This window comes from Streptomyces flavofungini (assembly GCF_041028215.1).
Taxonomy (GTDB): domain Bacteria; phylum Actinomycetota; class Actinomycetes; order Streptomycetales; family Streptomycetaceae; genus Streptomyces; species Streptomyces flavofungini_B.
The window spans coordinates 1-11,984 of sequence record NZ_JASKYR010000227.1; the positions used below are offsets into that span (position 1 = coordinate 1).

Here is an 11,984-nt window from a genome sequence, read left to right on the forward strand (position 1 = left end):
GACCTCAGCACCGCCCGCCACCAGCGCGGTGAGCTTCGAGCGGGTGAGCAAGGCCTACGGCGACGTACACGCCGTGGACGGCCTCACGCTCGACCTGCGCCCCGGTGAGACGGTGGCGCTCCTCGGCCCCAACGGCGCGGGCAAGTCCACCACCCTCGACCTGCTCCTCGGCCTGCGGCGCGCGGACAGCGGGACGGTACGGGTCTTCGGCGGCGACCCGCGCGAGGCGATCACCGCGGGCCGCGTCGGCGCCATGCTCCAGAGCGGCGGCCTGATGGGCGAGGTGACCGTCCGTGAGATCGTCGCCCTGGCCTGCGGACTGCACCCGAGGCCGCACCGGGTGAACGACGTCCTCGCCCACGCGGGCATCACCCGGATCGCCGACCGCAAGGTCGACAAGCTCTCCGGCGGCCAGGAGCAGCGCGTCCGCTTCGCCCTCGCGACCGCGGGCGCCAACGACCTGATCGTCCTCGACGAGCCCACCACCGGCATGGACGTCACCTCCCGCCAGGCCTTCTGGGCCACCATGCGCGAGCAGGCGGACCAGGGCCGCGCGGTGCTGTTCGCCACGCACTACCTGGAGGAGGCCGACGCGATCGCCGACCGCGTCCTCGTCCTGCACCGGGGGCGCCTCCTCGCGGACGGCACCGCCGCCGAGATCAAGGCCAGGGCGGGCGCCCGCCAGGTCGCCTTCGACCTGGCGGAGATCGACGGACCCCTCACCGAGAAGCTCAGGGCGCTGCCGTTCCTCACCACTCTGGACGTCTCGGGCCACACGGTCCGCCTCCAGTCCAGGGACGCCGACGCCACCGTGCACGCGCTCTACGGACTCGGTGTCCACCCCCACAACCTGGAAGTGGCCGGGCTCGGCCTCGAACAGGCCTTCGTGGCCCTCACCGAGGCCGAGGAGGCCAGGACAGCATGCTGAACTCCCTCGCGTCACGCGGCCTGGTCAAGCTGGAGATCATCCGCGCCCTGCGCAACCGCAAGTTCCTCTTCTTCTCCGTGATCTACCCCTCGGTGCTCTTCCTGATCGTCGCCGGTACCCGGGGCGGCGCCGACGAGGTGCCCGGTTCCGGTCTGCCGGTCCCCGCGTTCATGATGGTGTCGATGGCGTCCTTCGGCGCCCTGACCGCCGTACTGATGGGCAACAGCGAGCGCATCGCCAAGGAGCGCGAGAGCGGCTGGGTGCGGCAGTTGCGGCTGACCGCCCTGCCGGGGCGCGGCTATGTCCTGGCGAAGACCGCGAGCGCGGCCGTGGTCAGCCTGCCGTCCATCGTGGTGGTGTTCGCCGTGGCCGCCGTCTTCAAGGACGTCCGCTTCGACGCCTGGCAGTGGCTCGCGCTGACCGGCGCGATCTGGGCGGGCAGCCTCTGCTTCGCGGCGCTCGGCGTGGCCATCGGCTACCTCGCGTCCGGCGACGCGGTCCGCCCGGTCACGATGATCATCTACTTCGGGCTCTCCCTGCTCGGCGGCCTCTGGATGCCCTCGACGACCTTCCCCGAGTGGCTGCGCGACATCGCCGCCTGGCTGCCCACGCACGCGTACGCTGCGCTCGGGCAGGCCATCGAACTGGGCGACGCCCCGCACGCCGAGGACGTCGCCCTGCTGGTCGCCTACTTCGTCCTCTTCGCGGGCGGCGCGGCGTGGCTGTACCGGAAGGACACACTGAAGGCGTGAGCGAGACCTCCTTCGCCGAGAAGGCGCGCGACACCGACGCCCTCGACGGCAGCCACCCCGTCTACACCTTCGGCAGGCCCGTCACGGACCGCCGCCAGCTGCTCACCAAGTCGCTCTGGATCGGCATCTGGCTGGTGTTCCTCACGGCGCCGGTCAACGACCTGGTGCGCGCCGAGCGCGAGACCTGGGCCACCGTTCTCGGCGCGCTGGGACTCACCGCCTTCGTGGCCTGCTATCTGACGCTGGTCTTCCGGTACACCACCAAGGTGCTCGACTGGCGCGCGGTGTACGCCTCGTTCGCGGCGCAGTTCACCCTGGCCGTCGTCCTCGCGCTCGGCTTCGGCTCCAACTGGCTCGGGCTCTTCGTCTACGTCTCGGTGTCCGTGGGCGCCGTACTGCCCCTGCGGCGCGCCGCCTGGGCCATCCCCGGCGTCACCGGCGTGATGATCCTGGTCGGCCTGCGCACCGACAGCCTCCAGGACGTCCTCGGCAACCTCGCCGTCCTCAACCTCCTCGTCGGCTTCGCCATGACCGGCGTACGCCAGTTGGTGCGTACGACGATCCAGCTCCGCCAGGCCCGCGCGACCGTCGCCCAGCTCGCCGCCAACGAGGAGCGGCTGCGCCTGGCCAGGGACCTGCACGACCTGCTCGGCCACTCGCTCTCGCTGATCACGCTGAAGAGCGAGCTCGCCGGGCGGATGCTGCCCGCGAACCCCGACGGCGCCGCCAAGCAGGTGGCCGACATCGAACAGGTCAGCCGGCAGGCCCTGGTCGACGTCAGGGCGGCCGTCTCCGGGTACCGCAGGCGCACCCTCGCCGGTGAACTCGCGGGCGCCCGCACGGCGCTGTCCGCGGCGGGCATCGAGGCGCTCGTACCGCTGGAGGCGCCACAGACGCTGCCGGACGAGGAGGGCGAGGCGGCGCTCGCCTGGGCACTGCGGGAGGCCGTGACCAACGTCGTGCGGCACAGCGGCGCCCAGCACTGCACGGTGGCGTTCACGGCCCGCCAGACCCTCGCCGGGCCCCGCCTCGAACTCCGCGTGGAGGACGACGGGGTGGGCGGCGCGGCAGCCGCGGGCAACGGCCTGACGGGCCTCGCCGAACGGGTGGCGGCGGTCGGCGGCGATCTGGAGACCGGGTCCGCGGGTCGCCGCGGCTTCCGTCTCGCGGTCCGCGTCCCGCTCCCCGGAGCGGCCGTAGGATCGCCCTCATGACCAGCGAGGACAGCGGCGGCGGCGACAAGGTGACCAGAGTTCTGCTCGCGGAGGACCAGGGGATGGTCCGCGAGGCCCTCGCGGCGCTGCTCGGCCTCGAACCGGACATCGAGGTCGTCGCCCAGGTGGCCCGCGGCGACGAGGTGCTGACGGCGGCGCGGGAGACGGGCGTGGACGTCGCGCTGCTCGACATCGAGATGCCGGGCCGCACCGGCATCGAGGCGGCGGCCGAACTGCACGCCGCGCTGCCCGCCGTGAAGGTGGTGATCCTGACCACCTTCGGCCGCCCCGGCTATCTGCGCAGCGCCATGGAGGCCGGCGCCGACGCGTTCCTGGTCAAGGACGCTCCCGCCGCCCAGCTCGCCGCGGCGGTGCGCAAGGTGCTCGCGGGGGAGCGGGTCATCGACCCCACCCTCGCGGCCGCGGCGCTCGCCGAGGGCGCCAACCCCCTGACGGACCGCGAGCGCGAGGTCCTGCGCGCGGCGGCGGGCGGCGCCACCAACGCCGAGCTCGCCACCGCCCTGCACCTCTCCCAGGGCACCGTCCGCAACTACCTCTCCACGGCCATCCAGAAGCTCGCCGTCCGCAACCGCGCCGAGGCGGTGAGCACCGCCCGCGACAAGGGCTGGCTCTGAGCACCGCGCGTTCAGTTCAGCCTGGCCCGCGCCCCGTGCGCCTGCCGCCTGGCCCGGTCGGCCGTCGCCGCGTCCGCTTCGGCCACCTCGTCGGCGTACGTGTCGAGCTCGCGCGCGCCGCTGACGAAGTCCCCCTTCTGCACGAGGAGCTGGGCGCGCTCGAAGCGCAGCCGGGGCGGCGGCGACGGCAGCAGCAGGCAGAGGTCGAGCGCCCACAGGGAGACGTCGCTGCGCTCGGGGCGCGGCGCGGCCCAGGCACGGATGTTGTTCAGGACCCGCCGCACGATGTCCAGCGGGTCGGCGGGGCCCAGCATGGACGGCACGAGGGGCTCCCCGGTCGCCGCCGCCACGAGCAGCTCGGCGTCCATGCCCGTCAGGACCCGGCCGCCCGCGAACGGGTCAGCGAGCACCTGGTCGTCCGGGCCCCCGAAGCCGACCACGAAGTGACCGGGCAGCGCCACGCCGTGCACCGCCGCGCCCGCGCGCCGCGCCACCTCGAGCCACAGCACCGAGAGCAGGATCGGCAGGCCCCTGCGGCGCCGCAGGACCTGGTGCAGCAGCGCGGACTCCAGGCGCTGGTAGTCGCCCGGTCTGCCGCGGAACCCGCACCGCCCGCCGAGCAGTTCACCGACGGCGGCGGCCCACGCCCGGGGCGTACCGGGGCGTCGGCCGCGGTGGCCGAGCGCGGCCTGCTCCCCGAGCCGGTCGAGCAGCCGCCCGGCCGTGCCGATCCCCTCCGCGTCGAGGGAGGGGTCCGTCTCCGTGCCGATCAGCAGGCACAGCAGGGCCAGATCGGGGCGCTCGGCCCCGGCCTCGGCCGCGAACAGCCGTCGCCACTCCGTGTTTCCGGGGGATGGGGAACGCATACGTCCGTGGTGCCCCCTCGACCCGATCGCCTACCGCGCCGAAGGGCCCGGAGCCGCACGCCCGGCGGCCCTCAGTTCAGCATCGCCCGGGCCGCCCTCGCCTGCTGGCGGACCCGCTCGGCGGTGGTCGGCTCCACCGCCGTCACCACATCGGCGTACTCGTCGAGCTCCGCCGCGCCCCCCAGGAAATCGCCCCGCTGAACGAGGAGTTGGGCCCGTTCATAGCGCAGGCGCGCCGGGTGCGCGGGCAGCAGCAGGGACAGGTCGAGCGCCCACAGCGCGACCTCGGAGCGCTCGGGGCGTGCGGCCGCCCAGGCGCGGATGTTGTTCAGGATGCGCTGCACGATGTTCAGCGGGTCCGCGGGCGTCAGCATCGACGGCTGGAGCCCGGTCCCCGCGGTCCCCGCCACGAGCAGCTCCGCGTCCTGGCCGGTCAGTATGCGGCCGCCGTCGAACGGATCGGCGAGCACCTGCTCGTCGCGCGGCCCGAAGCCGACCACGAAGTGACCGGGCAGCGCCACGCCGTACACGGGGGCACCGGCGCGCCGCGCCACCTCCATCCACACCACGGACAGCAGGATCGGCAGCCCCTTGCGGCGCCGCAGGACCAGATGGAGCAGGGAGGAGTCCAGGCGCTGGTAGTCGCCCGGCGTCCCCTGGAAACCGCACTGCTCACCGAGGAGTTCGGCGAGCGCGGACGCCCAGGCGCGGGGCCCGCCGGGGCGGAAGGGCAACAGGCCCGCGAGCCGGTCGAGTTCGATCTCGGCGGCGTCGATCCCCTCCTGGCCGAGAGAAGGGTCCGCCTCCGTGCCGATCAGCAGACACAGCAGGGCGAGACCGGGCCGTTCGGACCGTACCTCCTCGGCGAACCGCCGCCGCCATTCGCCGGACTCCGCGTGCATACGTGCCTCGTGTCTCATGCCCCGGTAGGGCGCTGTTGCCGTGTGCCGTGCCGTGCTGCCCGGCCGCGCCGCTTCCCGCTCAGGCCCGACCGTGCCGGTAGTGGTGATAGGTGTGATGCGCCGCGAAGCCCATCCCGCCGTACAGCGCCCGCGCGCCGTCGTTGCCGTCCTCGACCTGGAGCCACGCCGCCGACGCGCCGTCGGACAGGGCCTGCCGGGCCAGGGCGGCCATCACCGACGTGGCGAGCCCCTGCCTGCGGTGCCCGGAATCCACCTCGACCGCCATGAATCCCGCCCAGCGCCCGTCGATCACGCACCGGCCGATGGCGGCCGGGACGTCACCGCTCCCGGGCACGGAAGCGAACCACACCGAGGGCCCGCTTGCCAGCACCTTGCGCACATGCGGTCCCGGAGATCCGGCCCGCCCGTACCGCCGCAGCCATCCCTCGTCACAGGAACGGGAGAGTTCCACGCGCGCCACGTCGACGTCCAGGTCCCCGACCGGGGCCAGCGCGCCGATGTGCAGCTCCGCGCTGACCTCGCGCTCCCAGCCGTGCTCCACCAGCTCGGCGCAGAGCAGCTCCTGGGTGCCCTCGGCGCCGGTCGCGGTCTGGATGTACGCGGGCAGCCCGCGCGCCCCGTACCACGCGCGCACCTCACGCAGTGCCCCGTCGAGCGGGAGCCCGGGATCGCCGAGCGGCAGCGCCGAGTTGGCCCGCCGGGTGAATCCGCCGGCGGCCCGCAGCTCCCAGTCGCCGAGCCGCTCGCTCTCCACCGGCCGCCAGGCGCGCGCGGAGACCCGGGCGAGCTCCTCGTACGAGGCGGCGGGGGAGCGCCTGCGGGCCGGGGCCGGCGGCACGGGCTTGCCCGCGACCAGCGTCTCCTCCGCGATCCGGACGCTCTCACCGGACTTTTCTGTGATGAGCAGCACACCGTTGTTCCACGATGTGAGAACACCCACCGTGTCGGTGAATCTGCCGCCGCGCTCACCGGCGTCGGTGCGACGCCGGACTGATACGCGTTTGCCCACGTCAGCGGGGGTTATGCGAACTGTGAGTCGTCCGCCCGCAGTGAATTCCACGGCTTCTCGAGCCCCTCCTGTTCGGATCATGCCCAGGAACGGAGATACTAGGGGCGGGCATCGACGACGCCGCGCTCCCGCGCGCCAGGCGAGCGGAGCCTGAGGACGGCCCGCCAACGCCCGTATCGAGGAGGAACGACAGCGTGACCTACGTCATCGCGCAGCCTTGTGTCGACGTCAAGGACAAGGCGTGCATCGAGGAGTGCCCGGTCGACTGCATTTACGAGGGCTCCCGGTCCTTGTACATCCACCCGGACGAATGCGTCGACTGTGGAGCCTGCGAACCGGTCTGCCCGGTCGAGGCGATCTTCTACGAGGACGACACTCCTGAGGAGTGGAAGGACTACTACAAGGCGAACGTCGAGTTCTTCGACGAGCTGGGTTCGCCCGGCGGCGCGAGCAAGCTCGGTCTGATCGAGCGCGACCACGCCTTCATCGCCGCACTGCCGCCGCAGAACCAGTAACGGCGGCCCGAAGCGTCGCCCCGGTCCCGTACGGCACGTCCTGCCGTACGGGACCGAGGCGTTTGTCCACCAAGCAGTACGGGAGTCAGTACGTGTCCGCAGTTTCCGACCGCCTTCCCACCTTTCCCTGGGACAAGCTCGAGCCCTACAAGGCCACGGCGGCCGCCCACCCCGGCGGCATCGTCGACCTGTCGGTGGGCACGCCGGTCGACCCGGTGCCCGAGCTGATCCAGAAAGCGCTGATCGCGGCGGCGGACTCGCCCGGCTATCCCACGGTGTGGGGCACGCCCGAGCTGCGCGACGCGCTCACCGGCTGGTGCGAGCGGCGCCTCGGCGCGACCGGCTTCACGCACCGCAACGTCCTGCCGGTCGTCGGCTCCAAGGAGCTGGTGGCCTGGCTCCCGACCCAGCTCGGCCTCGGCCCCGGCGACGTCGTGGCCCACCCCCGGCTCGCCTACCCGACGTACGAGGTGGGTGCGCGCCTGGCCCGCGCGGAGTACGTCACCTACGACCCGGACGTGTTCGGCTCCGACGCCGGTGTGGCGGGGCTCGACCCGGCGGGGATCAAGCTCCTGTGGCTCAACTCGCCCTCGAACCCGACCGGCCGGGTCCTCGCCAAGGAGGAGCTGATCCGGGCCGTGCGCTGGGCGCGCGAGCACGGCGTGCTGCTCGTCAGCGACGAGTGCTACCTGGAGCTCGGCTGGGAGGCCGACCCGGTCTCGGTCCTGCACCCGGACGTCAGCGGCGGCTCCTACGAGGGCCTGGTCGCCGTCCACTCGCTCTCGAAGCGGTCGAACCTCGCGGGCTACCGCGCCGCGTTCATCGCCGGTGACGCGGCCGTCCTCGGCGATCTGCTCCAGATCCGCAAGCACGGCGGCATGATGACCTCCGCGCCCACCCAGGCGGCCGTCGTGGCTGCGCTCGGCGACGACCAGCACGTGCGCGAGCAGCGCGAGCGGTACGCGGCCCGGCGCACCGCCCTGCGCGAGGCCCTGGTGAAGCACGGCTTCCGCATCGAGCACAGCGAGGCGAGCCTGTACCTGTGGGCGACGCGCGGCGAGTCCTGTTGGGACACCGTCGGCCATCTCGCCGCCCTGGGCATCCTGGTGGCGCCCGGCGACTTCTACGGACCCGCGGGCGAGCGCTTCGTACGCGTGGCGCTGACGGCTACGGACGAGCGGGTGGCGGCGGCGGTCGGACGCCTGGCGTGAGACGCGCGGACGCCTGACGTCCGCCGCCCGTACGCCTGACGGGGCGGACGCACGACGGAGGGGCCCGGAGCCASTGGCTCCGGGCCCCTCCGTCGTGGGGGTCGCTCGATCAGCCGAGCGGCAGGCCCTGGGTCGGCAGGCCGCCCAGCGCGTCGGTGGGCAGCCCGCCCTTGGTGGCGGTGCCCGCGGTGTCGCCGACCACCTCGCCCGCGGTGCCCGCGACGTCACCGGCGGCCCGCTGGGCGACCGGGGTGGTCTTCTTGGCGGTCTTGCCGACGGCCTTGGTCGCCGCGGGGACGCCCTTCTTCACGGCCTGGCTGCCCGTCTCACCGGCGAGGTTGCCGGTGCTCTGGGCGGCGCTGTCGACGGTGTTGCCGAGGTTCGCGGTGTCCAGCGCGGTGAGCCCGCCGAGGTCGGGCGCGGCGGGGAGGGCGCTTGCGGAGCCGGCCGCACCGACCACGGAAGCTGCTCCCGCAGCGCTGAGCAGCGCGGCGCGGGCGATCCGGCGGGTCAGGGGGAGGGACATGATGCTCCTTCAGACGGGAGAAGACAGTGGGTTGTCCGGCCGGATGGGCTCCGGCGTCCCACCGGATGGGTTCCGGCGCTCGGACGCAGTGACTACCGCACGAGGAGCGGATTGGTTGCGGTGAGCCAATGCAAAGAGTTGGTAATGCGTCGCATAATCGGCTCCGGATGAAAGCGGGCAAAAGGCCCGTCCGTCACCCGGCCCGGAAAATCCTTCATCCCCTTTGTTCGCAAGGGACGAGAGGGGAAAGAGGGCAGGACGGGAGGCCCCTGGCCGTACTCCCGCAGAGGAGTGAGTGCCGTGCCCCCATCGAGGGATGGGTCGCACTACTGCGCGGTCACGATCCGGACCCGGTCGGCGGCGTCACCGGGCCCCGCGGCCCGGTCCGCGGGCACTTTGTGCCACGTTCCCGAACCTCCGGCGCGCCACTCCCGGCCCGCGTACACCACGCGCTCCACGCCCAGCGCCGAGGACTGCGCGACCGCCCAGTGCGCGAGCTCCCAGCCCCGCTGCGGCGCCCCGCCGCCCGCCGCGGCGGTGGCGGGCACGGGAACCGTCACCGTGCGGCCCCGTGCGGCCCCCGGGCGCGCCTCGCGGCCGAAGTCACGCACCAGCGCCGCCCGCACGGCCGCCGGGCCGCCGGGGTCCGTACCGGGGCGGCCCTCGCAGCCGAACGTGGCGGGCGCGCGGCCGGTGAGCGCCGCGGCGAGCAGCACCGCGTCCGGCTCGTGCTTGGCGTACGCCTGCGGATAGCCGCTGCGCTGCACACGCTGCGCGGCGACCGTGAGGGGCAGCCGCGAATAGCCGGGGACCTCGGCCAGATGCGCGTAGAAGCGCGCCGCCGAGTACGCCGGGTCCATGATCTGCCGCTCGTCGCCCCAGCCCTGCGTGGGGCGCTGCTGGAAGAGGCCGAGCGAATCGCGGTCGCCGTGCCGGATGTTGCGCAGCCCCGACTCCTGGAGGGCGGTCGCCAGGGCGATGGTCACCGCGCGCTCGGGCATGCCGCGCGAGGTGCCGACGGCGGCGACCGTCGCCGCGTTCTCCGCCTGTTCGGCCGTGAACTCGTACGAAGCGCCGTCGCCGTTGGCCGACACCACCGTGCATCCGGGGTCGGGCCTGCCGCCGTAGACGTACTGCACCGCCACATAGCCCGCGACGGCGAGCAGCACCGCCAGCGCGGTCCCGATACGGATGAGGCGGCCGCGCCGGGGGAGGGTGGATGGCTCAGGCACGCGTCCAAGGTACTGGAGTCCACCGACAGGCCGTCCCGCCCTCGCGCGTTAGGGTCGTCCGCATGTCCCAGACCCCGCTTGACCTCACGCTCGACGCCGCCGAGCTGACCGCCCGCCTGGTCGACTTCCCCTCGCCGAGCGGTTCGGAGGCGGCCCTCGCCGACGCCATCGAGGCGGCCCTGCGCGGCCTGCCGCACCTGACCGTCGACCGCCACGGCAACAACGTGGTGGCCCGCACGAACCTCGGCCGCGCGGAGCGGGTCGTCCTCGCCGGGCACATCGACACCGTGCCGATCGCGGACAACGTGCCCTCGCGCCTCGACGAGGACGGCGTCCTGTGGGGCTGCGGCACCTGCGACATGAAGTCGGGCGTCGCCGTGCAGCTCCGCATCGCCCGGACGGTCACCGAGCCCAACCGCGACCTCACCTTCGTCTTCTACGACAATGAGGAGGTGGCCGCCCATCTGAACGGCCTCGGGCACGTGGCCGAGGCGCACCCCGACTGGCTCGCGGGCGACTTCGCCGTCCTCCTTGAGCCGACCGACGGCCAGGTCGAGGGCGGCTGCCAGGGCACGCTGCGGGTCTTTCTGAAGACCAAGGGAGTACGGGCGCACTCCGCGCGCGCGTGGATGGGCTCCAACGCCATCCACGCCGCCACCCCGATCCTCCAGAAGCTCGCCGCCTACGAGCCGCGCAAGCCGGTGGTGGACGGCCTCGAATACCACGAGGGTCTCAACGCCGTCCGCATCGAGGGCGGCGTCGCCACCAACGTCATCCCCGACGAGTGCACCGTCGTCGTCAATTTCCGCTACGCGCCCGACCGCAGCGAGGAGGACGCCCTCGCCTTCGTGCGCGCCTACTTCGCGGACTGCGGCGTCGACGAGTTCATCGTCGACGACCACACGGGCGCGGCGCGGCCCGGCCTCGACCACCCGGCCGCCGCCGCCTTCATGGCGGCCGTCGGCGGCGAGGCCCGCCCCAAGTTCGGCTGGACGGACGTCTCCCGGTTCAGCGCGCTCGGCGTGCCCGCGGTCAATTTCAGCCCCGGTGACCCGCTCCTCGCCCACAAGGTCGACGAGCGCGTACAGGCCTCACTGATCCCCGAGGCCGAGGAGCGGCTGCGGAAGTGGCTGACCGCGTGACGCGGTGATTCCGGTGCCTCGTGGTGCCGGACATCCCGAGGTCCCCCGGCCGTAACCCGCGTAGATCTAGGCTGTGGTTCCGTACGCATGGAGGGAGCAGACGATGACCAACAACGACGGCCCCGCTGCCGGAAAGCGCCCCGACGAGAAGCAGGTCGGCCCGGTCCTGCGCAGGCGGGACAAGGTGCAGGCGGGCACCACCACCGATCAGCGTCTCCTCGACTCCGACGGCCCCTCCGAATGGGTGCACACCGACCCCTGGCGGGTCCTGCGCATCCAGTCGGAGTTCATCGAGGGCTTCGGCACCCTCGCCGAACTGCCGCCCGCGATCAGCGTCTTCGGCTCGGCGCGCACTCCCATGGACTCACCGGAGTACGCGGCGGGAGTGGAGATCGGCAGAGCCCTCGTGGAGGCCGGTTTCGCGGTCATCACGGGAGGCGGGCCCGGCGCGATGCAGGCCGCCAACCAGGGCGCCGTCGACGCCAAGGGCACCTCGGTCGGCCTCGGCATCGAGCTGCCCTTCGAGCAGGGGCTCAACCCGTATGTCGACATCGGCGTTAATTTCCGGTACTTCTTCGTCCGCAAGACGATGTTCGTGAAGTACGCGCAGGGCTTCGTGGTCCTGCCCGGCGGCCTCGGCACCCTGGACGAGCTCTTCGAAGCGCTCACCCTCGTCCAGACCCGCAAGGTGACGCGCTTCCCGATCGTCCTCTTCGGTACGCAGTACTGGAGCGGCCTGGTCGACTGGCTGAAGAACACCGTCATCGCCCAGGGCAAGGCCTCCGAGGCCGACCTGCTGCTCTTCCACGTCACGGACGACGTGGAGGAGGCCATCTCCCTGGTGACGAAGGAAGTCGGGAAGTAGCAGGAGAGCGGTAGGGGCGCGGCCGGACGGCAGCGGGGACGCCACCGGAAGCCCGCTGGGACGCCACCGGAAGCCTGCGGGGCAGCGGCCCCCACGCGCGCGGGAGCCCACCCGGCCCCCCGCGCGCGTGCCGGTTCCGCTCAGGCCAGGCCGCGCCGCGCCACGG

At 73.1% G+C, this 11,984-nt stretch carries 13 protein-coding genes; 8 read left to right on the plus strand and 5 right to left on the minus strand.

Translation table 11 applies throughout. The annotated features are described in order from the left end of the window. Window positions 1–28 precede the first annotated feature (28 nt). The 4 genes from AB8Z36_RS17415 to AB8Z36_RS17430 are packed head-to-tail and all read left to right on the plus strand — an operon-like array spanning window position 29 to window position 3,529. Entirely contained in the window at window positions 29–928 is a 900-nt protein-coding gene (locus AB8Z36_RS17415) for an ABC transporter ATP-binding protein (protein ID WP_369214242.1), read from the plus strand. Next, complete coding sequence (locus tag AB8Z36_RS17420) at window positions 922–1,680, plus strand: ABC transporter permease (protein ID WP_369214232.1); 759 nt, start codon at window positions 922–924, stop codon at window positions 1,678–1,680. The genes AB8Z36_RS17415 and AB8Z36_RS17420 overlap by 7 nt, the downstream gene beginning before the upstream one ends. Beyond that, on the plus strand, window positions 1,677–2,894 hold the full coding sequence (locus AB8Z36_RS17425) for a sensor histidine kinase (RefSeq protein WP_440581936.1): 1,218 nt from the start codon (window positions 1,677–1,679) through the stop codon (window positions 2,892–2,894). Before AB8Z36_RS17420 ends, AB8Z36_RS17425 begins: the two co-directional genes overlap by 4 nt. Next, entirely contained in the window at window positions 2,891–3,529 is a 639-nt protein-coding gene (locus AB8Z36_RS17430; RefSeq protein WP_369214233.1) for a response regulator transcription factor, read from the plus strand. The genes AB8Z36_RS17425 and AB8Z36_RS17430 overlap by 4 nt, the downstream gene beginning before the upstream one ends. Before the next feature lie 11 nt (window positions 3,530–3,540). On the opposite strand, the gene AB8Z36_RS17435 is transcribed toward AB8Z36_RS17430, so the two are convergent. The 3 genes from AB8Z36_RS17435 to AB8Z36_RS17445 all read right to left on the minus strand — a co-directional run bounded on the left by AB8Z36_RS17435 (window position 3,541) and on the right by AB8Z36_RS17445 (window position 6,378). Continuing rightward, complete coding sequence (locus tag AB8Z36_RS17435) at window positions 3,541–4,395, minus strand: transglutaminase family protein (protein WP_369214234.1); 855 nt, start codon at window positions 4,393–4,395, stop codon at window positions 3,541–3,543. Window positions 4,396–4,466: 71 nt separating this feature from the next. Beyond that, window positions 4,467–5,297, minus strand: coding sequence for a transglutaminase family protein (locus AB8Z36_RS17440; protein WP_369214235.1), 831 nt, complete (start codon window positions 5,295–5,297; stop codon window positions 4,467–4,469). A gap of 79 nt (window positions 5,298–5,376) precedes the next feature. After that, window positions 5,377–6,378: a GNAT family N-acetyltransferase gene (locus AB8Z36_RS17445; RefSeq protein WP_369214236.1), complete on the minus strand. Its 1,002-nt coding sequence runs from the start codon at window positions 6,376–6,378 to the stop codon at window positions 5,377–5,379. 143 nt (window positions 6,379–6,521) lie between these two features. Between AB8Z36_RS17445 and fdxA the strand changes: the two genes are divergently transcribed. Both fdxA and AB8Z36_RS17455 read left to right on the plus strand, forming a co-directional pair. After that, on the plus strand, window positions 6,522–6,842 hold the full coding sequence (gene fdxA, locus AB8Z36_RS17450) for a ferredoxin (protein ID WP_030573070.1): 321 nt from the start codon (window positions 6,522–6,524) through the stop codon (window positions 6,840–6,842). 92 nt (window positions 6,843–6,934) lie between these two features. Continuing rightward, entirely contained in the window at window positions 6,935–8,053 is a 1,119-nt protein-coding gene (locus AB8Z36_RS17455) for a bifunctional succinyldiaminopimelate transaminase/glutamate-prephenate aminotransferase (protein WP_369214237.1), read from the plus strand. A 109-nt stretch (window positions 8,054–8,162) separates the two neighbouring features. Here the strand turns inward: AB8Z36_RS17455 and AB8Z36_RS17460 are convergent, their stop codons facing one another. Beyond that, window positions 8,163–8,579, minus strand: a complete 417-nt coding sequence (locus AB8Z36_RS17460; RefSeq protein ID WP_369214238.1) for an ATP-binding protein — start codon at window positions 8,577–8,579, stop codon at window positions 8,163–8,165. A gap of 326 nt (window positions 8,580–8,905) precedes the next feature. Then, a complete protein-coding gene (locus AB8Z36_RS17465; RefSeq protein ID WP_369214239.1) occupies window positions 8,906–9,811 on the minus strand; it encodes a heavy metal transporter in 906 nt (301 codons plus the stop codon). 62 nt (window positions 9,812–9,873) lie between these two features. Here AB8Z36_RS17465 and dapE point away from each other — a divergent pair, with 62 nt between their 5' ends. After that, entirely contained in the window at window positions 9,874–10,953 is a 1,080-nt protein-coding gene (gene dapE, locus AB8Z36_RS17470; protein WP_369214240.1) for a succinyl-diaminopimelate desuccinylase, read from the plus strand. 103 nt (window positions 10,954–11,056) lie between these two features. Continuing rightward, complete coding sequence (locus tag AB8Z36_RS17475) at window positions 11,057–11,818, plus strand: TIGR00730 family Rossman fold protein (RefSeq protein ID WP_369214241.1); 762 nt, start codon at window positions 11,057–11,059, stop codon at window positions 11,816–11,818. The last annotated feature ends 166 nt before the right edge of the window (window positions 11,819–11,984 follow it).

What these genes read in the sequence shown, in the direction of transcription:
- AB8Z36_RS17420 (WP_369214232.1), top strand. Translation starts at nt 922, where the DNA reads ATGCTGAACTCCCTCGCGTCACGCGGCCTGGTCAAGCTGGAGATCATC.
- AB8Z36_RS17430 (WP_369214233.1), top strand. Translation starts at nt 2,891, where the DNA reads ATGACCAGCGAGGACAGCGGCGGCGGCGACAAGGTGACCAGAGTTCTG.
- AB8Z36_RS17435 (WP_369214234.1), bottom strand. Translation starts at nt 4,395, where the DNA reads ATGCGTTCCCCATCCCCCGGAAACACGGAGTGGCGACGGCTGTTCGCG.
- AB8Z36_RS17440 (WP_369214235.1), bottom strand. Translation starts at nt 5,297, where the DNA reads ATGCACGCGGAGTCCGGCGAATGGCGGCGGCGGTTCGCCGAGGAGGTA.
- AB8Z36_RS17460 (WP_369214238.1), bottom strand. Translation starts at nt 8,579, where the DNA reads ATGTCCCTCCCCCTGACCCGCCGGATCGCCCGCGCCGCGCTGCTCAGC.
- dapE (WP_369214240.1), top strand. Translation starts at nt 9,874, where the DNA reads ATGTCCCAGACCCCGCTTGACCTCACGCTCGACGCCGCCGAGCTGACC.
- AB8Z36_RS17475 (WP_369214241.1), top strand. Translation starts at nt 11,057, where the DNA reads ATGACCAACAACGACGGCCCCGCTGCCGGAAAGCGCCCCGACGAGAAG.